34 protein-coding genes and 7 tRNA genes are annotated in these 23,819 nt (G+C 51.2%); 31 read left to right on the top strand and 10 right to left on the bottom strand.

Going from position 1 to position 23,819, the window contains the following annotated elements:
• The first annotated feature begins 43 nt into the window (after window positions 1–43).
• From E3E23_RS03875 to E3E23_RS03770, 22 genes are all read left to right on the top strand, one after another.
• Window positions 44–1,048, top strand: coding sequence for an RNA-guided pseudouridylation complex pseudouridine synthase subunit Cbf5 (locus E3E23_RS03875; protein ID WP_167906698.1), 1,005 nt, complete (start codon window positions 44–46; stop codon window positions 1,046–1,048).
• A gap of 1,017 nt (window positions 1,049–2,065) precedes the next feature.
• Window positions 2,066–3,028, top strand: a complete 963-nt coding sequence (locus tag E3E23_RS03870; RefSeq protein WP_240920725.1) for a hypothetical protein — start codon at window positions 2,066–2,068, stop codon at window positions 3,026–3,028.
• Between the two features lie 50 nt (window positions 3,029–3,078).
• Window positions 3,079–3,462 carry a hypothetical protein gene (locus E3E23_RS03865; RefSeq protein WP_167730747.1) on the top strand — a complete coding sequence of 128 codons (384 nt, stop codon included), beginning with the start codon at window positions 3,079–3,081 and terminating at the stop codon, window positions 3,460–3,462.
• A 94-nt stretch (window positions 3,463–3,556) separates the two neighbouring features.
• Entirely contained in the window at window positions 3,557–3,736 is a 180-nt protein-coding gene (locus E3E23_RS03860; protein ID WP_167906396.1) for a hypothetical protein, read from the top strand.
• A gap of 43 nt (window positions 3,737–3,779) precedes the next feature.
• Window positions 3,780–4,049, top strand: a complete 270-nt coding sequence (locus tag E3E23_RS03855) for a hypothetical protein (protein ID WP_167906394.1) — start codon at window positions 3,780–3,782, stop codon at window positions 4,047–4,049.
• Window positions 4,050–4,107: 58 nt separating this feature from the next.
• Window positions 4,108–4,695, top strand: a complete 588-nt coding sequence (locus E3E23_RS03850; RefSeq protein WP_167906392.1) for a class I SAM-dependent methyltransferase — start codon at window positions 4,108–4,110, stop codon at window positions 4,693–4,695.
• A tRNA-Ser gene (locus E3E23_RS03845) sits at window positions 4,681–4,767 on the top strand. The genes E3E23_RS03850 and E3E23_RS03845 overlap by 15 nt, the downstream gene beginning before the upstream one ends.
• 39 nt (window positions 4,768–4,806) lie before the next feature.
• Window positions 4,807–5,256: a 30S ribosomal protein S13 gene (locus tag E3E23_RS03840; RefSeq protein WP_167906390.1), complete on the top strand. Its 450-nt coding sequence runs from the start codon at window positions 4,807–4,809 to the stop codon at window positions 5,254–5,256.
• Between the two features lie 10 nt (window positions 5,257–5,266).
• Complete coding sequence (locus E3E23_RS03835) at window positions 5,267–5,806, top strand: 30S ribosomal protein S4 (protein WP_167906389.1); 540 nt, start codon at window positions 5,267–5,269, stop codon at window positions 5,804–5,806.
• On the top strand, window positions 5,803–6,222 hold the full coding sequence (locus E3E23_RS03830; RefSeq protein WP_167906387.1) for a 30S ribosomal protein S11: 420 nt from the start codon (window positions 5,803–5,805) through the stop codon (window positions 6,220–6,222). The genes E3E23_RS03835 and E3E23_RS03830 overlap by 4 nt, the downstream gene beginning before the upstream one ends.
• A 30-nt stretch (window positions 6,223–6,252) precedes the next feature.
• The gene (locus E3E23_RS03825) at window positions 6,253–7,029 is read left to right on the top strand and encodes a DNA-directed RNA polymerase subunit D (protein WP_167906385.1); all 777 of its coding nucleotides are present in this window, start codon (window positions 6,253–6,255) and stop codon (window positions 7,027–7,029) included.
• A 1-nt stretch (window position 7,030) separates the two neighbouring features.
• Window positions 7,031–7,118 (top strand) — tRNA-Leu (locus E3E23_RS03820).
• A gap of 52 nt (window positions 7,119–7,170) precedes the next feature.
• Window positions 7,171–7,533: a 50S ribosomal protein L18e gene (locus tag E3E23_RS03815; RefSeq protein WP_167906696.1), complete on the top strand. Its 363-nt coding sequence runs from the start codon at window positions 7,171–7,173 to the stop codon at window positions 7,531–7,533.
• A gap of 6 nt (window positions 7,534–7,539) precedes the next feature.
• On the top strand, window positions 7,540–7,968 hold the full coding sequence (gene rplM / locus E3E23_RS03810; RefSeq protein ID WP_167906383.1) for a 50S ribosomal protein L13: 429 nt from the start codon (window positions 7,540–7,542) through the stop codon (window positions 7,966–7,968).
• An 11-nt stretch (window positions 7,969–7,979) separates the two neighbouring features.
• Entirely contained in the window at window positions 7,980–8,387 is a 408-nt protein-coding gene (locus E3E23_RS03805; RefSeq protein WP_055430131.1) for a 30S ribosomal protein S9, read from the top strand.
• Between the two features lie 39 nt (window positions 8,388–8,426).
• Complete coding sequence (locus E3E23_RS03800) at window positions 8,427–8,624, top strand: DNA-directed RNA polymerase subunit N (protein WP_068665962.1); 198 nt, start codon at window positions 8,427–8,429, stop codon at window positions 8,622–8,624.
• 16 nt (window positions 8,625–8,640) lie between these two features.
• Window positions 8,641–8,718, top strand: a tRNA-Pro gene (locus tag E3E23_RS03795).
• Window positions 8,719–8,739: 21 nt separating this feature from the next.
• Complete coding sequence (locus E3E23_RS03790) at window positions 8,740–8,913, top strand: DNA-directed RNA polymerase subunit K (RefSeq protein ID WP_167906381.1); 174 nt, start codon at window positions 8,740–8,742, stop codon at window positions 8,911–8,913.
• A gap of 6 nt (window positions 8,914–8,919) precedes the next feature.
• Entirely contained in the window at window positions 8,920–9,945 is a 1,026-nt protein-coding gene (locus E3E23_RS03785; RefSeq protein ID WP_167906379.1) for a hypothetical protein, read from the top strand.
• A gap of 18 nt (window positions 9,946–9,963) precedes the next feature.
• Window positions 9,964–10,569 carry a 30S ribosomal protein S2 gene (rpsB, locus tag E3E23_RS03780; RefSeq protein WP_167906377.1) on the top strand — a complete coding sequence of 202 codons (606 nt, stop codon included), beginning with the start codon at window positions 9,964–9,966 and terminating at the stop codon, window positions 10,567–10,569.
• 40 nt (window positions 10,570–10,609) lie between these two features.
• Window positions 10,610–10,697 (top strand) — tRNA-Leu (locus E3E23_RS03775).
• A gap of 59 nt (window positions 10,698–10,756) precedes the next feature.
• Window positions 10,757–10,915 carry a 50S ribosomal protein L40e gene (locus E3E23_RS03770; protein ID WP_088855862.1) on the top strand — a complete coding sequence of 53 codons (159 nt, stop codon included), beginning with the start codon at window positions 10,757–10,759 and terminating at the stop codon, window positions 10,913–10,915.
• An 83-nt stretch (window positions 10,916–10,998) separates the two neighbouring features.
• Here E3E23_RS03770 and E3E23_RS03765 read toward each other — a convergent pair whose 3' ends face one another.
• Window positions 10,999–11,325, bottom strand: a complete 327-nt coding sequence (locus E3E23_RS03765; RefSeq protein WP_068665971.1) for a PadR family transcriptional regulator — start codon at window positions 11,323–11,325, stop codon at window positions 10,999–11,001.
• A 113-nt stretch (window positions 11,326–11,438) separates the two neighbouring features.
• Between E3E23_RS03765 and E3E23_RS03760 the strand changes: the two genes are divergently transcribed.
• Both E3E23_RS03760 and E3E23_RS03755 read left to right on the top strand, forming a co-directional pair.
• Entirely contained in the window at window positions 11,439–11,738 is a 300-nt protein-coding gene (locus E3E23_RS03760) for an FUN14 domain-containing protein (protein WP_167906694.1), read from the top strand.
• Between the two features lie 24 nt (window positions 11,739–11,762).
• Window positions 11,763–13,088, top strand: coding sequence for a lipopolysaccharide biosynthesis protein (locus tag E3E23_RS03755; RefSeq protein WP_167906375.1), 1,326 nt, complete (start codon window positions 11,763–11,765; stop codon window positions 13,086–13,088).
• Here the strand turns inward: E3E23_RS03755 and E3E23_RS03750 are convergent.
• The 3 genes from E3E23_RS03750 to E3E23_RS03740 all read right to left on the bottom strand — a co-directional run bounded on the left by E3E23_RS03750 (window position 13,057) and on the right by E3E23_RS03740 (window position 14,246).
• Window positions 13,057–13,812, bottom strand: a complete 756-nt coding sequence (locus E3E23_RS03750) for a metallophosphoesterase (protein ID WP_167906692.1) — start codon at window positions 13,810–13,812, stop codon at window positions 13,057–13,059. The two genes, E3E23_RS03755 and E3E23_RS03750, sit on opposite strands and share 32 nt — an antisense overlap.
• A gap of 74 nt (window positions 13,813–13,886) precedes the next feature.
• On the bottom strand, window positions 13,887–14,027 hold the full coding sequence (locus E3E23_RS03745) for a hypothetical protein (protein WP_167906373.1): 141 nt from the start codon (window positions 14,025–14,027) through the stop codon (window positions 13,887–13,889).
• Window positions 14,028–14,168: 141 nt separating this feature from the next.
• Window positions 14,169–14,246, bottom strand: a tRNA-Arg gene (locus tag E3E23_RS03740).
• 67 nt (window positions 14,247–14,313) lie between these two features.
• On the opposite strand from E3E23_RS03740, the gene E3E23_RS03735 reads away from it, so the two are divergent.
• A complete protein-coding gene (locus tag E3E23_RS03735; protein ID WP_206205635.1) occupies window positions 14,314–14,766 on the top strand; it encodes an Lrp/AsnC family transcriptional regulator in 453 nt (150 codons plus the stop codon).
• Here the strand turns inward: E3E23_RS03735 and E3E23_RS03730 are convergent.
• From E3E23_RS03730 to E3E23_RS03710, 5 genes are read right to left on the bottom strand one after another with little or no spacing between them, the layout of a single operon-like run.
• Window positions 14,752–15,078 (bottom strand): hypothetical protein, encoded by a 327-nt coding sequence (locus E3E23_RS03730; protein WP_167906371.1) that lies wholly within the window; start codon window positions 15,076–15,078, stop codon window positions 14,752–14,754. The two genes, E3E23_RS03735 and E3E23_RS03730, sit on opposite strands and share 15 nt — an antisense overlap.
• Before the next feature lie 5 nt (window positions 15,079–15,083).
• On the bottom strand, window positions 15,084–15,800 hold the full coding sequence (locus E3E23_RS03725) for a phosphoribosyltransferase family protein (RefSeq protein WP_167906369.1): 717 nt from the start codon (window positions 15,798–15,800) through the stop codon (window positions 15,084–15,086).
• 54 nt (window positions 15,801–15,854) lie between these two features.
• On the bottom strand, window positions 15,855–16,355 hold the full coding sequence (locus E3E23_RS03720) for a YkgJ family cysteine cluster protein (protein ID WP_167906368.1): 501 nt from the start codon (window positions 16,353–16,355) through the stop codon (window positions 15,855–15,857).
• Window positions 16,356–16,359: 4 nt separating this feature from the next.
• Window positions 16,360–16,599: an Lrp/AsnC ligand binding domain-containing protein gene (locus E3E23_RS03715; RefSeq protein WP_167906367.1), complete on the bottom strand. Its 240-nt coding sequence runs from the start codon at window positions 16,597–16,599 to the stop codon at window positions 16,360–16,362.
• Window positions 16,596–17,942, bottom strand: coding sequence for a signal recognition particle protein Srp54 (locus tag E3E23_RS03710; protein ID WP_167906366.1), 1,347 nt, complete (start codon window positions 17,940–17,942; stop codon window positions 16,596–16,598). The genes E3E23_RS03715 and E3E23_RS03710 overlap by 4 nt, the downstream gene beginning before the upstream one ends.
• 423 nt (window positions 17,943–18,365) lie before the next feature.
• Here E3E23_RS03710 and E3E23_RS03705 point away from each other — a divergent pair, with 423 nt between their 5' ends.
• The 5 genes from E3E23_RS03705 to E3E23_RS03685 all read left to right on the top strand — a co-directional run bounded on the left by E3E23_RS03705 (window position 18,366) and on the right by E3E23_RS03685 (window position 23,212).
• Window positions 18,366–19,217: a damage-control phosphatase gene (locus tag E3E23_RS03705; protein ID WP_167906365.1), complete on the top strand. Its 852-nt coding sequence runs from the start codon at window positions 18,366–18,368 to the stop codon at window positions 19,215–19,217.
• Window positions 19,218–19,302: 85 nt separating this feature from the next.
• Window positions 19,303–19,512 carry a hypothetical protein gene (locus tag E3E23_RS03700; protein WP_167906689.1) on the top strand — a complete coding sequence of 70 codons (210 nt, stop codon included), beginning with the start codon at window positions 19,303–19,305 and terminating at the stop codon, window positions 19,510–19,512.
• Window positions 19,513–19,603: 91 nt separating this feature from the next.
• Window positions 19,604–20,905 carry a hypothetical protein gene (locus E3E23_RS03695; RefSeq protein ID WP_167906688.1) on the top strand — a complete coding sequence of 434 codons (1,302 nt, stop codon included), beginning with the start codon at window positions 19,604–19,606 and terminating at the stop codon, window positions 20,903–20,905.
• A gap of 41 nt (window positions 20,906–20,946) precedes the next feature.
• Window positions 20,947–21,750 carry an S-methyl-5'-thioadenosine phosphorylase gene (mtnP, locus tag E3E23_RS03690; protein ID WP_167906364.1) on the top strand — a complete coding sequence of 268 codons (804 nt, stop codon included), beginning with the start codon at window positions 20,947–20,949 and terminating at the stop codon, window positions 21,748–21,750.
• A gap of 124 nt (window positions 21,751–21,874) precedes the next feature.
• On the top strand, window positions 21,875–23,212 hold the full coding sequence (locus E3E23_RS03685; protein ID WP_167906363.1) for an FAD-dependent oxidoreductase: 1,338 nt from the start codon (window positions 21,875–21,877) through the stop codon (window positions 23,210–23,212).
• A gap of 263 nt (window positions 23,213–23,475) precedes the next feature.
• On the opposite strand, the gene E3E23_RS03680 is transcribed toward E3E23_RS03685, so the two are convergent.
• Window positions 23,476–23,553, bottom strand: a tRNA-Arg gene (locus E3E23_RS03680).
• 105 nt (window positions 23,554–23,658) lie between these two features.
• Here E3E23_RS03680 and E3E23_RS03675 point away from each other — a divergent pair.
• Window positions 23,659–23,736 (top strand) — tRNA-Gly (locus tag E3E23_RS03675).
• Window positions 23,737–23,819 lie beyond the last annotated feature (83 nt).

The following is a 23,819-nucleotide window of genomic DNA, read 5'->3' as shown; positions in this document are numbered from 1 at the left end:
AAGACCGTAACACTCCCACAGTAACGATCATCGGGTGATGCTCATGGCGAGGGATGAAGTTAGGAGAATCCTTCCAGCTGACATAAAGCGCGAGGTTCTGATAAAGGACGAGAAGGCCGAGACCAATCCTAAATGGGGCTTTCCGCCCGAGAAGAGGCCGATGGAGATGCACATGCAGTTCGGCATAATCAACCTCGACAAGCCTCCAGGCCCTACAAGCCACGAGGTAGTTGCCTGGGTTAAGAAGCTCTTCAACCTTAACAAAGCCGGTCACGGTGGAACCCTCGACCCCAAGGTGAGCGGCGTTCTTCCCGTTGCCCTCGAGAGAGCTACAAGGGTAGTTCAGGCTTTATTGCCGGCCGGAAAGGAGTATGTCGCTCTGATGCACCTCCACGGCGAGGTTCCGGAGGACAAAATCTACGCCGTCATGAAGGAGTTTGAGGGGGAGATAATCCAGAGGCCGCCCCTTAGGAGTGCCGTGAAAAGAAGGCTGAGGACGAGGAAGGTGTACTACATTGAGATACTCGAAATAGATGGCAAGGACGTGCTCTTCCGGGTTGGAGTAGAGGCGGGAACCTACATCCGTTCACTGATCCACCACATCGGCCTTGCCTTGGGTGTTGGGGCCCACATGGCCGAGCTTCGCCGTACCAGAAGCGGCCCATTCAAGGAAGACGAAACTTTAGTGACCCTCCACGACCTTGTTGATTACTATCACTTCTGGAAGGAGGACGGCATTGAGGAATACTTCCGCAAGGCAATACAGCCGATGGAGAAGGCCGTTGAGCACCTGCCTAAGGTGTGGATTAGGGACTCTGCTGTAGCTGCCGTCACTCACGGTGCCGACTTAGCCGTTCCAGGAATAGTCAAGGTTCACAAGGGTATCAAGAAGGGCGATTTAGTTGCTGTGATGACCCTTAAGGACGAGCTCGTCGCACTCGGTAAGGCCACCATGACGAGCGGTGAGATGCTCCAGAAGAGCAAGGGAATAGCGGTTGACGTCGATAAGGTCTTCATGCCGAGGGACTGGTACCCAAAGATGTGGTAGAAACTTTGCGGGGCAAAGTTTCATCAAAGTTGGTAGCTCCTTCCCAAAGTTCCTTTTTTGAGTGGTTCCTTAATCAATAGGATTGTTTGAAAGGGAGAACTAAGTTAAATACTCTTTTGCCGAGGTTTAGCTCTAAAAAGACGCCCGAAGGGCGTCAAAAGAAAAGCAAACCTATACAAAAGGGCCCCTACAAAAGGATTCTCACTTAAAACGTCGGGCCTTAAGTTGGGAAACCAGCCCTTCAGGGGTAACGCAATGAGGAGCTACAATTTTTTGGTGAAGCTCTTTCCCAAAGTTTCCTGTACTCTCAAACCCCCGGAGTGGGGCTTTGTCCCACGAACCCTGTTTTCTCTTAAACTACGGGGGGCTCCGCCTCCACACCCCCGATCAGCCCTTGCTTGCGCAAGCGCTGGCGGAAGAGTGAGTGCTATTTTAAGAGTGGCAATTTTCAAGGGGTTTACTCGTTAATTGCCATCTCTCAGGGTTTGCCCTCCACAAGGCGTCTTTTGGATGCCAGGATAAAGTGCAAACTGTTTGAAGGGCTTCTTTTGGGGTAAACCCACGCTTCAACAGGTTTTGAAAAGTGCACTCTAATACTATCCGTTATTTTATGAGAAGGAGACTCTTTTGGTCAAGCTTTTCCCAAAGCTTGCTTGCCTGCGCGATGTTGGAGCGAAGCTCCAACGCACGGGACGATAGTCCCGTTGAGTTTCATCAAGGTTTGTGATTCTTTCCTTAGTTCCCCTCTCCATTATGTTTGCCTTTGTCATGTTGGCTTGATGGGTGGAATTCAACTCGTCCCGCGCCCCTGAAACTCTGGTTGCACAAGTAACGGTTGTTTGTGTTCATTTGTCTACTCTTTTACTCTCCCCTCTTTTGACTCACTCTCGTCGTTTTGATATTGTTGAAAATTGAAAATGATGACGAAAAAAAAACGGAACTAATTCAAACTTGTAATTAGAAAAATTTTTAAGGTGTTTAACATTACATTTGGTGACAATCTTTGGGGTGTCTATCATGGAAGGCTGGGCTAAGAAGGTTGGTGCTGTCTTCTTGCTTGCCCTGCTGTTGAGTCTCCAGTTTGGAACTGTCCAGGAGACTAAGGCTTTGACTGAGAACGCCACGAGCATAACCTTTAGGAGAGCCGTGGTCGCTTGGTATGATGACAAGGGAAAACTCCAGCTTAACATTACTTGGGTAAATCAAACAATAGACTTCGCGAACTTGACGAACTCTTCATGCGCTTGTCATAATTCAAGCTCATGCAGTGCTTCGAATCTGACTGCTAACCTCAACGTTTCCGTGGTCACGCTTTATAACATGAGTGAAGGGCATGAGCAGTTGCTGTTCTTTGGGATTAACCTGTACAATGAGACGTTCAATTACACGATGTACGCGCTCGTTTACAAGGCTGAGAGAAGCCAATACAACTTCACTCTGGTCACTAGAATATTCACGGATCCAAAGACCGGTGAGTATAGGGTCTTCCTTACGGGCATGGACATTGCTCCGAAGGATGAGGATAGGGTTGTGCCCGTTGGGGACACGATTATTACTGCCGACAACCTGACCCTTTCGGAGTACTACTGGACGCTGAATAAGGTTCTCATGGAGCTACGCAGGGGTGATGAGACGAACTGGATTTGGGGCAGGAGCGCTTATGAGCTGAGACACCTCTCGCACTTGGTAAGACTCAAGCTCCCAGAATATAACCAGGAGAAAGCAGGAGGAACAGCTTTTATTATGGACACAAATATTATCTGGTGTTCTATTAACTGTACGCTGTGTGGCTCTGTGATCCAGGCTATACTTGGATGCATTGCCATAACTGGAGGGACAGGAGTTATATTCTGTGTTGCTACTGTACTTGGGATTTCTATCGCTACAGCATATCTTCAGCTTGCAGCAGCTTCAGGGATTGCATATGTTTGTATCTACTGTTGCTTTGGTGTACCAGCATGTTGTAATGCACTACCATGAGTGTCAAAATCTTTTTTATTTTTCATGTCTGAGATAGTGGAGGGGGGAGTATGTCAGAAAACGTAATCTACTTGATTGCATTTATACTCGGGGCTTTGTTATCGGTGCTCTTAGTTAAGACATCTATGCGAAAAAAATGGCCTTTAGTTGGGATTTTCATTACCCTGCTTCTGTTGTTCGGAGCATGCTATGGGGCCCTTGTGGGAAATTTTTACATGGTTCTTGTTAACTTGTATTTGGCTGCTTTATTTGTTCCCGAACTTCACAAGAACATTCGGATTGTTAAGTGCTCTCTAGTTGTGATGTTTGGGAGTTTGATTTTGATATTGTTAGAGGGGAATTTTATTAAGGCTGTGGCGATCATTGGGATAGTTAGTAGCTTGCTTGAAATGTATAACTGGAGAAATACGAAACCAGCAATGGAATCTGGGTAGGTCAATGATATCCGTGTTAGAGGGTAGTATCTGTTGAATTATTGCTTTAATATGATGAGTTTGGTTAGGATTAGTATCCCGACAGGTGAGTCTAATGATTAAGTTTGAAAATGGTTGGTTGAAAATGTGGATATTACTGGGAGCGATTGGAGGTGCCATTGGATTACTGGCAGTATCGACGATTATGGGGCGAGAGTTCCCAGCAGTTGTCTATTTCGGGTTCATTGCAGGATGGAGTATTGTGGGAATTGGGTTATCCAGGGCAGGAAGATGACGCTGCTCCTGTTGTACATCATAAATAATAGATGGTGAAACTTATGTCGTGGGTAGAGTATGGGGCATACGCGGGAATACTTGGAGGGGCTGTATACCTCCTTTTACTTTTTGCGTTCAGAGATTCCTTTGCAAGCCGCAACAAGGTTTCGTGGATAATCCAGCTGGAAATGGCGATCTTCATGGTGCTCATGGGCTTTATGGTTTGGGGAACCCGTAGCGGAAGTGTTCCTTCCATGTACCTGGGTGCAATGGGGTGGGTATGGCTAATTGTGGTCATAGTTACAGTACTTGTTGGTTTTAAAGAGCATTAGGTTACCTAAACCGTTCTACTCCCTTCACCTTTATAAACCCCTTTTCTTATCCCCGCACATGAGCCACTACTACTCCGAAGAGCCAAACGTTCCCCTCAAGACAAAGACCATCGAGGTCTGCCTCAGGGGTTATTGTTTCAAGTTCATAACGGCCAGTGGAGTCTTCTCCTTCGGGAGACTCGACAGGGGAACAGAACTGCTCATAGAGAGCATGATACTTGACGGGAACTGGCGCGTTCTCGACCTCGGCTGCGGCTACGGTGCAATAGGCATTGTCGCTTCCCGCTTTGTAGACTATGTCGTCATGACCGACGTGAACAGAAGAGCGGTGAGCATAGCGAGGAAAAATTTAAAAATCAACAACGTTAGAAACGCCGAGGTTAGGTGGGGAAGCCTCTACGAGCCCGTTAAGGGTGAAAAGTTCGACACAATCATCACTAACCCCCCGGTGCACGCGGGAAAGGAAGTCCTGAGGGAAATAGTTATAAATGCTCCCCGGCATCTCAACGATGGAGGCCTGCTTCAGTTGGTTATCAAGACGAAGCAGGGCGCAAAATATATTAAGGCTCTGATGGAGGAGCACTTCACTGAAGTGAGAGAACTGTCAAAGGGGAGCGGCTACCGCGTGTATGCCGGGATCGCCTAGCCTGGGATGGCGCGGGCCTTGAGAGCCCGTGTCCGTATGGACACCGGGGTTCAAATCCCCGTCCCGGCGCCAAAATCCTCGTTGAAGGATTGGTATGGAGGTGTATTCGTAATGACGGACAACTTCAGACACATCGTCCGTATAGCGGGAGTTGATTTGGACGGAAATAAGCAGCTGAGATGGGCCCTTACGGGCATCAAGGGCATAGGAATAAACTTTGCAACGATGGTGCTCAGAGTTGCAGGGCTCGACCCCTACATGAAGACCGGTTATCTGACAGACGAGCAGGTCAGGAAGATAGAGGAGATCCTTGAGGATCCAGTTGCCCATGGCATACCTGCTTGGGCAGTCAACAGGCCGAAGGACTACGAGACCGGCAAGGACATGCACCTTATCACCGCCAAGCTTGTCATGGCCTGGCGTGAGGACATCAACAGGCTCAGGAGGATCAGGGCTTACCGCGGCATAAGGCACGAGCTCGGTCTTCCACTCAGGGGACAGAGGACCAGGTCGAACTTCAGGCACGGTACCACCGTTGGCGTGAGAAGAAAGAAGAAGTGAGGTGGTGTAAATGGGAGACCCAAAGAGGCAGAGGAAGAAGTACGAGACTCCCTCTCACCCTTGGATTAAGGAGAGGCTTGAGAGAGAGCGCGTGCTCATGAAGAAGTACGCTCTCAAGAACAAGAAGGAGCTCTGGAGGCACGAGACTCAGCTCAAGGAGTTCAGGCGTAGGGCCAGGCGCCTCCTCGCTGCCCGCGGTAAGCAGGCCGAGGTCGAGAGGATTCAGCTCCTCCAGAGGCTCAACAGGCTTGGACTTCTTCCGGCCGATGCGGTGCTGGATGATGTCCTGTCCCTCACCGTGGAGGACGTTCTCGACAGGCGCCTCCAGACCATAGTCTTCAAGAAGGGACTCGCTAGGACCATCAGGCAGGCCAGGCAGCTCATCGTCCACGGCCACATAGAGGTCAACGGTCAGATAATCCGCTCTCCTGGCTACCTCGTCCTCAAGGAGGAGGAAGACACCATAACCTACTCGAAGACATCCCCGTTCGCCAAGGAGAGCCACCCCGAGAGGGTTGTTATTGAGCAGGCTAAGGGTGAGGCCTCATGAGCGAGGAGCAGCAGGTTGTTAACCTTAAGAAGAAGGAGAAGTGGGGCGTTGCCCACATCTACTCCTCCTACAACAACACCATCATCCACATCACCGACCTCACCGGGGCCGAGACCGTCTCCAGGTGGAGCGGTGGTATGGTCGTTAAGGCCGACAGGGACGAGCCCTCGCCCTACGCGGCTATGATAGCCGCCAAGAGGGCCGCCGAGGAGGCCATGGAGAAGGGCTTCGTCGGTGTACACATCAAGGTTCGCGCCCCGGGCGGAAGCAAGAGCAAGACCCCTGGTCCGGGTGCCCAGGCAGCCATCAGAGCCCTCGCCAGGGCCGGACTGAAGATAGGAAGGGTCGAGGACGTTACCCCGATTCCGCACGACGGCACCAGACCGAAGGGCGGAAGAAGGGGCAGGAGAGTCTGACCCTCTACAACTTCTTTTTTGGTGAGGAAAATGAAGTTTGAGATTCTTGACAAAAGGGAGGACTCGATTAAGTTCATCGTTGAGGGAGTTGACATTCCCTTTGCCAACGCCCTCAGGAGAACCATCCTCTCAGAGGTTCCCACATTTGCTGTAGATGAGGTTGAGTTATTCGAGAACGATTCGGCCCTCTTTGACGAGATTATCGCTCACCGCCTGGCAATGATTCCACTCACTACGCCAGTTGGGAGGTTTTCCCTCGATGCTTTAGAGCTTGACGACTACACGGTTACCCTTTCTCTGGAGGCAGAGGGCCCGGGTATGGTGTATTCGGGCGACCTTAAGAGCGACGACCCGGACGTCAGGCCAGCAAACCCAAACATCCCAATAGTCAAGCTCGCTGAGGGACAGAGGCTCACGCTCAACGCCTATGCCAAGCTCGGCCGCGGAAAGGACCACGCGAAATGGCAGCCAGGGTTTGTCTACTACAAGTACCTGACCAAAATCCACGTCAGCAAAGAGGTTCCGGACTGGGAGGAGCTTAAGGCCTTGGCTGAAAAGCGCGGTCTCCCGGTGGAGGAGACTGAGAACGAGCTGATCATAACGACAATTAAGGCGTTTTACCTTCCAAGAAAGTTCGACCGGTTTGTGGGTGATAAGATCACCGAAGAGGTTGTGCCCAATACGTTCGTCTTTACCGTGGAAACCAACGGGGAGCTCCCCGTTGAGGAAATAGTTACCATAGCTCTCAAGATTCTGATGAGGAAGAGCGATAGATTTATAAGCGAACTCCATAAATTAGCCGAGTGACGCGGGGGTTGCCGAGCCTGGCCAAAGGCGCGGGATTCAGGGTCCCGTCCCGTAGGGGTTCCGGGGTTCAAATCCCCGCCCCCGCACCAAATTCACGCTCACCCCGTCCCTCGGTGCGAGAATTGTGAAGGAGGAATGCTCATGAAGAGAACCGGTCCAACTGACATCAACCTGAGGAGGCTCATCCGCTACCTCAGAAAGAAGTCAAACGAGGAAGGAGTGAAGATATGGAAGGACATAGCCTGGCGTCTTGAGAGGCCTAGGAGGCAGAGGGCTGAAGTGAACGTCAGCAAGATCAACCGCTACACCAAAGAGGGTGACACCGTTATCGTTCCAGGAAGCGTCCTCGGTGCCGGAAAGCTCGAGCACAAGGTTGTCGTTGCTGCCTGGAAGTTCAGTGAGACGGCTAAGAGGAAGATAGCCGAAGCCGGTGGGGAGGCTATCACGATTGAGGAGCTCCTCGAGAGAAACCCGAAGGGAAGTGGAGTAATCATAATGGAGTGATGGGCCATGAGGATTATTAACGCTGAAGGACTCATACTTGGGAGACTCGCCTCAAAGGTCGCCAAGATGCTCCTCGAGGGCGAGGAAGTGGTCATAGTCAACGCTGAGAAGGCCATCATCACCGGCAACAGGGAGGACATCTTCGCCAAGTACAAGCAGAGGACTGAGCTCAGGACCAGGACCAACCCGAGAAGGGGTCCGTTCTACCCGAAGAGAAGCGACGAGATAGTCAGGAGAACCGTCAGGGGCATGCTTCCGTGGAAGACCGACCGCGGAAGGAAGGCCTTCAAGAGGCTCAAGGTCTACGTCGGTGTTCCCAAGGAGTTCGAGGGCAAGGATCTGGAGACCCTGATGGAGGCGCACATGTCGAGGCTCGCCACGCCTAAGTACGTTACTGTTGGCGAGGTCGCGAAGTTCCTCGGTGGAAAGTTCTGAGGTGAGAGAAAATGAAGGTCATCCAGACTGCTGGAAAGAGGAAGACGGCCATTGCGAGGGCCACCATTAGGGAAGGAAAGGGTCGCGTCAGGATCAACCACAAGCCGGTTGAGATAATCGAGCCGGAAATTGCGCGCTTCACCATTATGGAGCCTCTCGTCCTTGCCGGCGAGGAGATCGTCAGCAAGGTCGACATCGACGTCAAGGTGGAAGGCGGAGGTTTCATGGGTCAGGCGGAGGCTGCCCGCGTTGCCATTGCTAGGGCCCTCGTCGAGTGGACCAACGACATGAACCTCAAGGAAAAGTTTATGAAGTACGACAGGACAATGCTCGTTGGCGACTCGAGGAGAACTGAGCCGCACAAGCCCAACCGCTCGACCAAGGGTCCAAGGGCCAAGAGGCAGAAGTCCTACCGCTGATCCCTGCCTTTAATATTCATTTCGAAGAAGGTGATACGGGTGATAGTCCCCGTAAGGTGCTTCACGTGTGGAAAAGTCCTGGGAGATAAATACTACGAGTTTAAGGCCCGCGTCGAGAAGGGCGAGGACCCTGAGAAGGTGCTCGACGACCTCGGAGTAGAGAGGTACTGCTGCAGGAGGACGCTCCTCAGTCACGTCGAGCTGATAGATCAGGTAATGGTCTACAGGGTATACTGAAAAACCACATTTCTGGGGGGCCGTGGGGTAGCTTGGTCTATCCTCCCGGCTTGGGGTGCCGGAGACCCGGGTTCAAATCCCGGCGGCCCCACCAAAATTTGCACGGGTGGTTGGAATGTTCAGGTACACAAGGTTTGAAAGGGCGAGGATTGTGGGAGCGAGGGCTCTCCAGATAGCGATGGGTGCGCCCATACTCATAGACGTCCCGGAAGGAATCACGCCGCTTGATGCAGCGCTCCTTGAGTTTGAGAAGGGCATAATTCCGCTCACCGTAATAAGGCCGAGCTGATGAAAGATGACCGTGATAGAGAACGTAATCGGCAGGGTCGCGGTGCTCAAGGGCGGAAAGTACTCCGTCGAGGTAGATGTTATCACCAGCTCGGGATTCGGTCGCTTTGCGGCTCCGATAGACGAGAATCCGAGCCTTTACATAGCGGAGGCCCACAGGGCCGTTAGCGAGGTCGACGAGATAATAGGTCCCGAGCTGATAGGATTTGACGCAAGCGAGCAGGAGCTCATCGACAGCTATCTGTGGGAGATAGACGGCACCGAGGACTTCAGCCACATAGGCGCAAACACGGCTTTGGCGGTTTCCATAGCGGTTGCGAAGGCCGCTGCCAGCGTCAAGAGGATGCCGCTCTACAGCTACATAGGTGGAACCTTCACCACCGAACTGCCCGTTCCAATCCTTGAGATAGCGAGTGGAGAGGATTTCGACTACTACGTGATGGTGCGCGACCTGATGGAGATAACCGATGTGGTTGACGCGTCCGCAAAAGTGCTTGAGAACGCTGAGACTATGACCATTGAGGCCCTCTCAAAGGCCACTGAGAAGGCCGGAAGCGAGCTTGGTCTGGAGGTTGCGCTTGGCCTTGTCCAGAAGAGGCCGATGGAGACCGAAGTGGTGCTCAATGTGGTTGAGGACAACAACGTTGCCTACATAAAGCCGATGGGCGATGAGGAGCTGTTCCTTGAGTTGATAGCGGGAACCCATGGGGTGTTTGTGGATGGTGAACACCTCTTCCGCGAGAAGGACATCCTTGACAGGCGCTACTACAACGCACTCTCCATAAAGCCCATCAACCTCGGCACGCTCACCGACTTATACAACCTCGTGAACGACGCGAAGTCGGAGAGAATCACGCCCATCCTGGCGGAAGCCAGGTACGAGTCCTCTGATGAGGCCCTGCCGCATCTCGCGGTCGGCCTCAAGTGCCCGGCGATGGTCCTGGGGAAGGATTCCATCGCCAAGCTGAACGAGCTAATAAGAATCGCTGAAGATTTGGGTGAAAGAGGAAGGATAATAACATTCGAAGGATGAGAAAGGAGGGTGAAAGAAATGGAGGAGTATTTGGTTCCACTCGACCAGTACCTTGCTGCGGGCGTCCACATTGGAACCCAGCAGAAGACCCAGGACATGAAGAAGTTTATCTACAGGGTCAGGCAGGACGGTCTCTACGTCCTCGATGTTAGGAAGACCGATGAGAGGCTCCGCATTGCCGGCAAGTTCCTCGCCAAGTTCGACCCCGAGAGCATTCTCGCGGTCAGCGTCAGGCTCTACGGTCAGAAGCCCGTCAAGAGGTTTGGCGAGGTCACCGGCGCCAGAGCTATCCCCGGAAGGTTCCTCCCGGGAACTATGACCAACCCACAGGTCAAGAACTTCTTTGAGCCCGATGTCCTTATCGTTACCGACCCGAGGGCCGACCACCAGGCCATGAAGGAGGCCATAGAGATCGGCATTCCAATAGTTGCCCTCGTTGACACCGAGAACTTCCTCAGCTACGTTGATGTTGCCATCCCGACCAACAACAAGGGTAGGAAGGCCCTCGCGCTTATCTACTGGATCCTTGCGAGGGAGATACTCTACAACAGGAAGGAGATCGAGAGCAGGGAGGACTTCAAGGTCCCGGTTGAGGACTTTGAGATGAGGATAGTCAGGACTTGAGAGCAAACCTTTTAATTTTGCCCTTCCCACTCTCACTCGCGCGGGGGTGCCCGAGCCTGGCCAAAGGGGGCGGACTTAAGATCCGCTGCCGTAGGGCTGCGCGGGTTCGAATCCCGTCCCCCGCACCAAAGCTTTAAAAGCAGGGAGAAAAAGGTGTGTTGGAGTTCAAGATCATGAGGTGATTACGATGGCGAGATTCCCAGAGGCTGAGGCCAGGATATTTAGGAAGTACATCTGCATGCGCTGCGGTGCCACTAACCCGTGGAAGGCCAAGAAGTGCAGGAAGTGCGGCTACAAGGGGCTTCGCCCGAAGGCCAAGGAGCCACGCGGTGGAATGGGACGCTGAGGGCTTTTGCCCTCATTGCTTTGTCCATTCAAGTACCTTTTCTTTTGTTCACTTGTTATTTCAACAGTAATTTAAAGAAAAGCTCAGCCTTTGAGCTTTGAGAGCATCATTTCCAAGAAGGCGAGCCCTTCTTCGAGGAGCTTTTCTCCCTCTGGAGTGAGCCTGTAGTACTTCCTCGACGGCTTTCCAGTCTCGCTTTCCTGCCACTCTGCTGTGACATAGCCGTCCTTCTCGAGCTTGTAGAGGACGACGTAAGAGCTGACTGTCGCCGGCTCGAAGTTGAAGGCCTCTTTTATCCTCTCCTTCAGCTCATAGGCGTACATGGGTCTCTCTTTTAGCAGGCGGAGGATGTAGAGCCAGAGAACCTCTTTAGTTATCTTATTTTTAAGTCTCTCCATCGGACTCGTCATGCTCCCACTTCCGGACTTTTATCTACTGCAAATATTTTGGACTCGTTTAATTTAAACATTTTGGGGCAAAAACGTTTTATCTCCCTGCGATGTACATCCAAATGGTGGTGTGGATGGATTTGAATGTAAATGCCATGGTTGGGGACGTGGGCGTTGGCGGAATAGCGGGATTCCTCACAGGCTTCGCCCTCAAGAAAGTCATGAAGCTTGCGATGGCTTTAATAGGTGCGTACATGCTCAGCCTCTTTTGGCTCCAGCAGAAGGGTGTGATAACAGTCAACACCGACAAGCTCTTTAACCTTGCTGGAGACCTGACGACCCAGATAGCCACGCTCGGGCAGAAGGTTCTCGGAATCCTGCCCGGAACTGGTGCCTTTGTAGCTGGCTTCTACCTCGGATTCCACAAAGGTTAAATTCATTCCTTCGATTTTTTAGCCATGAGCTACGAGCGCCGCGTTCTCCTGCGTCATTCCCTAGCGTCCATAATAGCCCTCGGTCTGACTGGGTTAAGCAGGTTCCTCTACAGCGTAATCGTCTCTCGGCGCTTTGGCGTTGAGGAACTCGGGAGGGCAAACTCACTTATCTCACAGGCATTCTTTCTGGCAATCCCACTGAGTTTTTTCGCGGTTGCGCTCGGGAAATATGCATCGGAGTTTCTCGGAAGGGGTGATAAAGATGCAATCCGCTCAATAACACTTCCATCATTCCTTCTCCCTCTCGCTGGCCTTCTCCTGATTCCCTTCAATGTCTACCTCTCCCTCCTAGCAACCTTCAGGGGAATACAGCTCACGCTGAGAAGCTTTCTCTATGGAATCCATCGCGGCGAGCACTACGCATACATCATAACGTTGGCGTTTTTCGGATTCCTCTTTGGTTTTCTCCTCCCCAACGTCTTTGCACCGTACCTTCTCTTCCTTGGCTTCGTCTCCCTTTTTTCCCTGGGCTACCTGGTGAAATTCAATCTTTTGGGAAAGCCCAGAAAAGATGAGCTCACACTCCTCTTTTCCTACTCTTCGTTCGCTTTCCTTGGCACGCTCTCGGGTGTTTTCCTAGTCCAGGGACCCTATTTCATAAGCGAGTATCTCGCGGGAGTGGAAGTCGCTGGTAGGGTTGCCGCAGTCCTCTCGGCGGCCTTCCTGCTCACGTACCTCCCCCAAGTGGTCCAGTCTGCAATAATGCCTCTTTTCTCCTACAAGTACGGCAGGAGTGAAGATGATTACGTCAGGTTTCTCGCTGAAAAGACCACAAGAGTTCTAGTACTCCTCACTGCTTTGGGCGTTTTTCTCCTCATGCTCCTTGGTAGGGAGGTTCTTTCAATGTTCTTCAGCTTTGATGTTGGGCCAGCCTTTTACCTTGCCCTGATGGCGATGGAGGTTTACATAGCTTATAACCCCTGCATAGTTGCACTCAACTCGACGGCCTACGTAAGGAAAGGCACTTTCGTTGCTCTGCTGGGTGCAATTTCATCTCTCCTGTCATGGCTTTATCTGATTCCCACGTTTGGTTCCTTCGGGGTAATGATCGGTTTGATCATTGGCTACGCGATTATACTGCTCGGCTCCGCTCACTACTCAAAAAAACTCCTTGGGATTTCTCCCGGAATATACCTTCCACTCCTTGCCGCGCTGGCCCTTCAGTCTCTAGTCTTCGTCTCAAAAGTCGCCCTTATGGTTGGCCTGCTACTCTTCGTGATCTACGAGAGAAAAGATATTAGGGAGGTTCTAAGCTCCTTCAAATCCTTCCGTGGTAAAGAATCCGGATGATCTCCTCGGGAAGGCCTTCCTGTTTTATTCTCTCCTCAACGAGCTTCTTGTCGTATTCCACTTCGATGAACTTAGTGTGAAGCGTATCCACGTCTATGAGCGCGAAGGTCGCCTTGTGGTTTTTGGCCGGTGGGAAGCCCACGCTACCAGGACAGACGACCCTTCCGTACCTCGTCATGGCATTGACTGGATACTTGGGCGATGCAACGAGGAGTATCTCGTAGTCCTTGACGGGCCTCATGATGGACTCATAGTAGCTCGTGGGCTGGTCTGGAAGTACCATGCCCTCGAATGGATTGAGCGGGCTTCCGTAGACGCCGAAGACATCGTTTTTGCCTATCCTGTCCACGAGGTATATTGGCAGATCGCGGATGAACTCCCTTCCCTCGTGACCGAGAGCTTCCCAGGTGTATTTGAGGGCGGCCTTTACGTGGGGCTCAAGGTCGAGCCGGTCGATGTAGTCCGAACCCTCTGCGTGAGGGTCGCTCATGGCGATGAGCTGGTCGAATTGACCACGGATGACCTTGACCAGGTTGTTTTTTATCAGATCATCGAGGGTATCAAGGACCTCCCTCGGGTATGGGAAGAGGCCAACTATGTTTCCAAGGATGTAGTATCTCTCGATTTCGTATCCTTCCTCCTTGAGCTCTTCTATCCTTTCAAGTGCCTTGGCCAGCGCAGGGAGGTTCCCGTTGATGTTGGCCAGAACCGCCACGTAGACCATCGTCATCACCTCCACAATTTTTCTTACTCAAATTAACTAAAAGTGGCAAAAATATTTAAAGGTTTCGGAAGGGTTCAGAGGAGAAAGCGCTTTTTCTTCTTCCTCTGCTCGCTCTCCATTCTTATGCTCGCTATGTAAAACAAGAGCGCGTCCTCCACCATATCTCTCACCCCCTTCAGCTTTTTCTCGCCGAATGGTCGATAGCGGCACATCAAAAGGTGATTTATAGTGTGGCCGGGGAGCATAAAGAGCTTCTTATGCTGGGCATGGAGAGAACCTCAAGTGGGCTCCTAAGAGTCGGCACAATGAATTAACCGTGGAATATGCCCCGTTCAAGCCCAGCGAGAAACTTTGTATGGCGGACCGGCGGGGATTTGAACCCCGGACCTGCGGCTTAGGAGGCCGCCGCCCTATCCTAGCTAGGCTACCGGTCCACTGCCCGCTATTCCCTCACAGGGAAGGATATTTAAACTTTACGGTCTATTTGGTGTGGTGGTGAAGATGGTGGATGAACTTGACCTCAAAATCCTCTCGCTACTTCAGGAGAATGCTCGCCTATCTTACCGTGAGATAGCCCGTGAGCTTAAAATCGCCGTGGGAACGGTTTATAACCGCATCAAACGGATGGAAGAGGAAGGGATAATCAAAGGATTTGCCCCTATCCTTGACTACGAGAAGCTTGGTTTTGGCCTGACAACGGTCATCGGGGTTAAAGCTCAGGGAAGGAAGATTACTGAAATTGAGCGCCAAATAGCCGAGAACGATAGGGTGATAATGGTCTACGACATAACGGGAGAATTCGACATAGTAGTGGTTGCCAAATTCAGGGACAGGGCCGACATGAACAGGTTTGTCAAGTGGCTCCTCTCACTTGATGGTGTGGAAAAAACGAACACGAGCGTCGCCATGCAAGTTGTAAAAGAGGATCTAAGGATTAAGCTAACGGAGGACTAAAACCTCGTCCATGAATCGCTTGGCGAAGTCGTCCATGCTCTCCACGGGGAGCTTAACCTTTTTCCCGTTTACCCTCCCCTCAAATATGAGGTTCCTTGCGGTGATTTCCTTTATCCTCTCGAAATCGGGATTTTCCGAGATGGTATCCTCAAGAACACTATTGAACTCGAGCTCATCTACGGTTCTCACAATGCCTTCGATGATTATCTCCTTGCCGCATTCCTCCGAACTGCAGTGGAAGGTGAAGGGGAGGCCAGGCTCGACCTCCACCGGGAGGGTTAGGCCATCAACGTTGTAAATCAGCACTTTCATTTCAATCACTCCAGCCTTATGAGGCTCTCCACGGGGATGTTGTACTCTTCCTTGAGTTTGTCAATGACGTCGCCGACGCTTATCAGGAAGAACATGCCAACGGGCTTTGCACCAGCCTGCCTGCACATCTCCAGCAGGGCTTTCTGGGTTTCACCGCTCCTAATGACATCATCGACAATGAGGACGTTCTCGCCCTTTTTGAGAGCCCATTGGGGGAGATAGAGTGTTGTAACGCTTCCAGAGGCGCTTGGCACGTAGCTTACCTCATAGAACTTCTCAACTCCGACTTCCTTCTTCTTTTTGGCGTAGACCACATCGACGTTGAGCTCCCTTGCAACGTGGACACCGAGGGGTATTCCATCGGTCGCTGCCGTTAGAACCTTGTCCACGTTCTTGTCCATGAACCTGCTTGCCACGTCTTCGGCTATTATGCTCATCAGGGCTGTGTCGCTGATGACGGGCATGTTGTCGAAGAAACCGTACTCATCGAATTTTATCCTCTTTTTAACCTCCTCCTCAATGTTAATGTAGGGGAGCAGCAGCTCAAGGAGCTCCCTTGTTCTTTCAGCACTTGGAAGGACCTTTCCCCTGACGTATCTGTTGAGGACGGTTATGGGGAGGCCCGTTATCTTCGAGAGCTCCTCGTAGGTGTAGGTTTTCTTAAGCAATCTAAGGATTCTGACGAGTCTGAGTTTCTCCTGGACCGACTTTAACTGGCTCATTCTCTCACCTCCGGTGGCCAGAAATTAACAAGAAAATGTATAAATATGTTTCGGTTATCCTTCGAGGTTTACAGCCTTTCTGCGGTAGTCCTCTATAATGTCCCCGTATTCCCTGAGGAGGAACTCCTTCGTTATGGGCTCGCCTTCAGGATGGTTAATGCCCGGACAGAATGGATCTTCTTTGACGTAGATCTCCATCTTGTTCCCATGCTTCACGAAAACGAAAGGATACAGCCTGCACGCTAGGGGCCTGTGCTTGTAAATTTTGCACCTCATCGTCTCTGGGTCTAAAAATACACAGCCGCCGTCGAAGGGTCTCTTTTTAATCGCGTAGCTGAGGAACTTGTCCCCTCTGTAGAAACTCTTGTTGTAGTCCACGAACTCCCAGGCATTATAGCCGAGCTCCTCTATCCTGACTATATCCTCGTCCCTTATGGGTATCTCAAGCTCGTAACAGCACTTCCCGCAGTTCTCGAGGCACTTAAATTTAAAGGTGGGGTCCGATTCTACCTCTAACGTATCGAGGTGAATCGTGGCGACCCACCTCTTCTCCAAGGGTTCACCCCCTGTAGGAGCTTGCTATGAGGGTCTCTGTCATTTCTATGTTGTTTATTCTCCTCAGGACCTTATCGTGGAAGCTGTCTAATTCCCCGATGTTCCCAACCTCCACGCGGAGAATGATGTCGTATTCCCCATAGACGCGGTAGATTTCCTTAATCTTCTCGTTTTTGGCAAGAGCTTCGTAGACTTTCTCTTCGGTTCCGGGCTTAACAACAACCAGCACGAAGGCCTCTATCATAACCCAAACCCTCCCAGGTTAAATTTACGGGCAATTTTGGAGAGTTTTCTCTTATCCATGCTCTTGAACATCTTTTTCATCTGGTTGTACTGGTTTAGAAGCTCCCTGACATCCTGGGTGCTGGTTCCGGAGCCCCTCGCAATCCTTTTAATCCTCGAGTAGTTGATTATCTCTGGGTGCTCAAGCTCCTCTTCTGTCATTGAATCCATTATGACTTTAAACTTCTTCAGCTTTTCCTCTCCGACCCTAACCGCTTCCTCCGGGAGGGAGTATCCCATTCCTGGGATCATCTGCAGTATCTGTTTGAGCGGACCCATCTTCTGCATGGCCTCGAGCTGGGCATACATGTCCTTGAGATTGAACTTGCCTTTGAGGAACTTTTCCATATCCTCCTCGCTGAATTCCTGCTGTTTCTGGAGCTCCTCAAACTTCTCAAGAAGTCCCTGAATGTCGCCGAGGCCGAGGAGGCGCGAGACGAACCTCTTGGGGTCGAAGGGCTCGAGGTCGTCTATCCTCTCACCGACACCGATGAACTTTATCGGTGCCCCCGTTGCGGCCACAGCAGAAAGCGCTCCTCCACCTTTAGCGGAGCCATCGAGCTTTGTAACGATGATTGAGCCTATTGGGGTTGCCTCTTTAAAGGCCAGTGCCTGGTTGTAGGCCTGCTGGCCGATAGTTCCATCTATGACGAGGATGACTTCGTGCGGTTTTATGGCATTGCTTATCTGCTTCATCTCCTCTATGAGGCCCTTCTCCTCTTTGTGCCTTCCCGCGGAATCAACTATAATGATGTCTGCTCCTTTCTCTTTGAAGTACTCAACTCCCTCTTTGGCGAGCTTTATCGCATCCTTCTCGTCCGGGTCTCCAAAAACCTCTATGCCAAAGGGCTCGACGAGCTGTTTGAGCTGGTAGTAAGCTCCTGGACGCCAAGTGTCCGAACAGACGAGGCCCACTTTATAACCACGCTTCTGGAAATAGCGCGCCAGCTTCGCTATGCTGGTGGTCTTGCCCGAACCTTGAATACCAACCGTTAGCAGAACGGTGGGCTTCTCCTTTATCTCAATTGGTTTAGCCTCTGTTCCAAGGAACCTGGTGAGCTCCTCATAGACGATTTTAATTATGTGCTCCTTCTTCGAAACACCCGCGGGGGGCTTCTCTTCGAGGGCTCTCTTTTCTATCCTCTTGGTCAGGTCAAGAACGAGTCGAACGTTAACATCTGATTGAATGAGCGCCCTTTGGATGTCTCTCACGACTTCCTTTATCGTGGCTTCATCCACAGTGCTTGAACGAGCGAGCTTCCTTAGGGCGTTGTTGAGTGCCTTTCCGAGCTTTTCTAAGGCCATCTTCTCCCACCATAGTGAAGGAGGCTTCAAAGTTTATAAACAGTTAGGTTATTTTTGCCTGTTTGAATGTACTCTTTTGTTGAAAAATACGGCATGAGGGCTTTTTAAATTGTCCATTTATGTCCATCCAATTCCAAAAACCATCATCGCTGCTTTTCTGGGCGATTAAAGATATTTCGATGGCATTCATGGAATTTTAAAGTCTCACAAGGCTTTTAAACTTAAAATATAGTTAATATATGCTGGAGAGACCAAAAGGAGGTGAGAGAGATGACTTGGATGACTGCACTTTACGAGTACATGCTCACGAGAGAAATGGAAAGAAGGAAAAAGAAGCATATACCTGAGGAGCTCGAGTACGTCGAGCAGCTCATGATGGTTTGATTTATATAACCCATCTCTCCTATTTCCCCCGGTGATAATATGAAGATTCACTACGAGTGCATCACTTGTGCGGTCAATCAGGTCCAGAAGATAGTGGAGATGAGCACATCCAATCTTGAAAAGCGCAGGGAGGCAATGGTTTTCCTTGCCAAACAGATTGGCGAATTTTTCAATGAAGACTCCGTGCCTGCAACCGACGGTGGAATGCTGTTCCTTGAGCTCTACAAGTTTCTGGGCAATGATGACCCTTTTAAGGAATACAAGCGCCGCTCCAGTGAGCTCGCCAGAAAGGTTGCGAAAGACATCGGTACAGTTGACGATTTCAAAACCGCCATGCGGCTGGCTATTGCTGGAAACGTGATAGACTTTGCCGTCGGGTATGACCCAGAGAAGATAGAGGAGGACATCCTCCGCATGGCGGGAGAAGAGCTCTACATAGATGAGAGTGACGTGTTGTTCCGCGAGCTTGAGAAAGCTCGGGTTCTCCTGTACCTCGTAGATAACTGCGGTGAGATTTACTTTGACAGGCTCTTCATCGAGACGATCAAGCGCCTCTTTCCCGGCCTTGAGGTGTACGTCGCCGCCAAGGAGGGGCCGATAATCAACGACGCCACCGTGGAAGACTTGTTGGAGGCGGGGTTCGACAGGTTTTCACACGTGATTTCAACTGGATCCCGTCTTCCCGGAACGCCATTGGAATATGCGTCAGAGAACTTTATAGAGCTCTTTAAGAGGGCTGACGTCATAATCGCCAAGGGACAGGCAAACTTCGAAACGTTAAGTGAACTCCGGGATTCGAGGATATTTTTCCTTCTCAAGGCCAAATGTTCGCCCATAGCAAGGGAGCTGAACGTTCCTAAAGGTTCCGCTATGTGCATTAGGTGGCTTTGATAGACAACTGTCGATATTAACTTTAACGAATGTCTATGGGAAACCTTTTTATATTTTGAAGTGGTATAGTTAAGTGGTGATAATGGTGACCACAGTAATTAAACGTGACGCAGGTAGATTTATGAAGGAGCTTAGGGCCCATTACGGCGATGTCTGGAAGATACCCACCAGTAAGTACCTCTTACAGCCGGATTTTGTTGTTGTGGATCCTAAAAGCGGAAAGAAAACAAAGGTAAGCTTCGTGTCCCTCGACGATGGTGAGGTCGTGGGTGTCGTTTACGACGAGCTTGGCTGAATTTTCGTTTTTTGTCTAATTCTCCCGTTTCTGTCCCAACTGTTGGAAATCATTAAATACTCCGATGTCGTAAATCAACTAGGTGGAAATAATGTCCGTGGACGTTTATCGTGAGGCTCTTAAGCTGGCCTCGAGCATTAGAGACAAATACCTTCGAGCGGTCACCTACGCTAGAATTGGTTACTACATGTACAGATCCAGAAACCCTAGGTACAAAGAGGCATTCAAATACGCATTCAACGCTGCGGGATCCATCGACAATCCCGTGCTTATGGTAAAGGCAGTGATTGAGATAGGCACTTACCTTTATGGAACCGGTTCTAAAATCGCGTCTAAGGTTTTCCAACAGGCCTACGAATCAATAATCACGTTCCCACAGCCCCTGAGGGATGATCTGCTTGAGAACCTTGTGGGCAGGCTTCTGGAATTGGATATTGCCGACGATGCACTCTTCTACGTTATGGACATTGAGGACAATGTGAAGCGTAACGATCTCCTCCTCGAAATACTCCGCGTTTATCTCAAAAAGGGCAATATGCGCAAGGCCAAGATTATCATAGATCGGATCGAGGAGGAGCCATGGCGTTCAATCGGTGCCATCGAGGCAATAAAAGAACACCTCAAGCGCGAAGAGTTCGGGAGTGCAATACGGTTGCTCTCGGAAATGAAGAGCGAGTACTGGTTGGGCCAGGTCATGAAGGATGTTGCGGTTTACCTGAAGACCTCGGATGTTCCAAAGACAACCTACGAAAAATTCGTTGAGATCGCCCTTAGCATGTCATCTGAGACTGGATTCGACGTTCTCAAGTCACTCTTGGTGGGGCTGGTCAACCAGGGCGAACTTGAGTTCGTCATGACAGTACTCGAGAAGTTATCGCCCGATGAGAGGCTTGCTATCTTAAAGGACATCGTTGAGACCTCTCTCGACAGGGAAGAGGTTTTATCCCGCCTTTTGGAATCCTTGAAGGGTTTGGAGTTTGAAGAGGTTGCCAGCTTTGTCATCCATTGGCTTCTTGAGCGGCCAGTTGATGAGAAGTACAGACCTCTCGTGGAGATGATAGGTAACCGTACGACTGATGATGCCCTCCTAGTAAAGGTGGTTACTTACCTATCCAAGCTGAGAGACTTTGAGGATGCCGTCAGGTTCGCCCAACGCGTCCGCGGCCATTACCTCCGCTCCCTCGCCTTCGGAAGCATAGCCGTTGCGAGGCTTAAGGTGGGGGATATCGATGGAGCGATAGATGCCGCCCTTGAGGTTAAAGACCCCAAATGGGGCTCTTGGCTGCTCAGCGAGATACTGACGAAGATATTGGAGCTTCAGACCGAGGGCCGGATCGAGGAAGACATTGAAAAGAAGGCAGCACACCAGAAGGCTTTCTGGGAGAAGCACTAACATTTTAAGCCCTCGCCCGTTTCTTCCCTTTAGGTGATACCATGCCGAGGATAGCCATTATAGGAGGTTCTGGAGTTTACGATCCGAAGCTCTTGGCAAACGTCAGGGAGGAGTGGGTCAGCACGCCCTACGGGAGGGTCAGGGTGAAGATAGGCGAGTACAACGGGGAGGAGATAGCTTTCCTGGCCAGACACGGTGAGGGCCACAGCGTTCCACCGCACAAGATAAACTACCGTGCCAACATCTGGGCCCTGTACGAGCTCGGCGTTGAGAGGATTCTCTCAACGTCCGCCGTTGGTTCTTTGAACGAGGCCATGAAGCCGGGCGATTTCGTTATCCTCGACCAGCTTCTGGACTTCACAAAGACGAGGCACTACACATTCTACGACGGTGAGGACAGTCCTCACGACAGGAAGTTCGTGGCCCACGTTGATTTCACGGACCCATACTGTCCGGAGCTCAGGAAGGCCCTCATGACCGCTGCAAGGGAGCTGGGATTCAATTACCATCCCACTGGGACGTACGCCTGCATGGAAGGGCCGAGGTTTGAGACGAGGGCAGAAATAAGGGCGCTTAAGATACTCGGTGCCGACGTCGTTGGCATGACGCAGTGTCCCGAGGCGATTCTCGCGAGGGAGCTTGAGATGTGCTACGCCAGCGTGGCCATAGTTACCAACTTCGCCGCCGGAATAAGCAGGGAGAAGCTCACCCACACTGAGGTCGTCGAGCTGATGGCAAAGAAGAGTGAGGAGATAAAGTACTTGCTCATGAATTCCATTAAGCACATTCCGAAAGAGCGCCGCTGCGGTTGCAAGGACGCCCTTAAGGGCGCGACCGGAGAGTGATTCCTCTGTTCTCTTTTCTTCATTGATGAAATCCCCTGTGCCCGCGTTTTGAACCCAAGGTTAACGAAAGGTTAAAATCCTTTGGTGAGTAACCCCGACTGAAAACCGTTAGGAGGGCCTAAATATGAAGTACGATGTTGTTGTTATCGGCGCGAGCGCGGGTGGATTAACCGCGGCGATCTCGGCCAAGAGGTTTTACCCTGACAAGAGCGTTCTTGTAATTAAGAAGGAGCAAATCGGCATGATTCCCTGCGGCATTCCCTACATCTTTGGAACCTTCGAGGGCGTTGACGATGATATCCTTCCAGCCGAGAAGTTTCTCGAGCCCCTCGGTGTGGAGATACTCGTCGATGAGGTCGTCGAGATAGATCCGAAGGCCAAGGTCGTGAGGACTAAGGGTGGAAAGGAAATTGCTTGGGAGAAGCTCGTCATAGCAACTGGCTCGAAGCCGGTCTTTCCGGAGATACCCGGGGTCGAACTTGACGGTGTTTACACCGTCCCTAAGGACTACCACTACCTGAAAGCTCTCCGTGAGAGGCTTGAAAATGCCGAGAAAGTAGTCATCGTTGGTGGGGGCTTTATAGCCCTCGAAGTTGGTGACGAGATAAGGAAGCTCGGCAAGGACGTAACTTTGCTCGTTAGGAGCAGACTCCTGAGGGCCTCTTTCGATCCGGAGTTCAGCGAGATGGTTGAGGAGAAGCTCAGGGAGGCTGGCATAAATATCGTCTACGGCCAGGTTGAGAGACTTCTGGGAAGCGGAAAGGTCGAGAAAGTTAAGCTGGTCGACGGTAAGGAGCTCGACGCTGACCTCGTGATATTCTCCATTGGCTACCGTCCGAATGTTGATCTGGCCATCAAAGCCGGCCTGAAGGTTACTCGCTACGGCATCTGGACGGACGAGTACATGAGGACTTCTCACCCAGACATCTTTGCAGTCGGTGATTGTGTCGAGCACAGGGACTTCTTCACGGGCAAGCCCTATGGCTTAATGCTCGCATCAACTGCAACCTTCGAGGCGAGAATCGCTGGAGCCAACCTCTTCAAGCTCCAGATAGTCAGGGAGAACAGGAGGACGATAGGCGTTTACTCCACCCACGTTGCTGGTCTAACCCTGGCCGCAGCGGGTCTAACCGAAGAAGCCGCAAAGAAGGAGGGCTTTGAGGTCATCATCGGCCGCGCCAAGGGTCCGGATAGGCATCCGGCGAAGTTCCCTGATACCTCCATGGTGACGGTGAAGCTGATATTCTCCAGGGATAGGGGAGCAATCCTTGGGGCCCAGATAGCTGGAGGAAAGAGCGTTGGCGAGATGATAAACATCCTTGCTCTGGCAATACAGAAGCGCCTAACCGCGAGTGAGCTCTACACGTTGCAGATAGCTACCCATCCGCTTCTCACGGCATCGCCCGTCGGCTACCAGATAGTCAAGGCCGCTGAAGATGCCCTCGCGAAGCTGAGGACTTGAGGCTTTTCTTCTACCAATTTTTGCTCTGCAAAATTGGCTGGAATGAGTTTGCATGTCTTTTTGATCTTGCAAGCTTAACGCGGATTTGACTCAAAGACTTGCGAGTAAAGGGTTTCTCCTCTTCTTAACGCCTGAAGGGTGTTATACTCACAGTAAAACATGGAAAAGTGGCAAGTTAAAAGTAAACCCACTGAAATGGCAGCAATTATAAAAGCGACATGCCAACCTTGATCAAACTTTGCCTGCGTGAAGTTTTGTTAGAATGGCGCCCCGGCGGGGATTTGAACCCCGGACCTCGAGGTCCGCAGCCTCGCGCCCTATCCAGACTAGGCCACCGGGGCACTGCCCGCTAAACCTTCTTAGGGACGCTTTATAAATTTAACCTTTTTCTGCCACCGAAAGATTTATAAAGCGCCCAGGGGTGAGTATCTAACGGGCCGCGCAGTGCGGTGGTAGTCTAGCCTGGTCTAGGACAGCGGCCTGCCACGCCGCTGGCCCGGGTTCAAATCCCGGCCACCGCACCATATTCTACCAAACTCTTCTGCTGGAAGTTTAAAAAGACCTACCTGTTTTGGGTGATCAGAATTAGCATTTAGTTAAACTGCCG

Source organism: Thermococcus sp. CX2, from assembly GCF_012027555.1.
Lineage (GTDB): Archaea > Methanobacteriota_B > Thermococci > Thermococcales > Thermococcaceae > Thermococcus.
The sequence above is the reverse complement of the archived record's forward strand: the minus strand, read 5'-3'. Positions and strand labels throughout refer to the sequence as shown.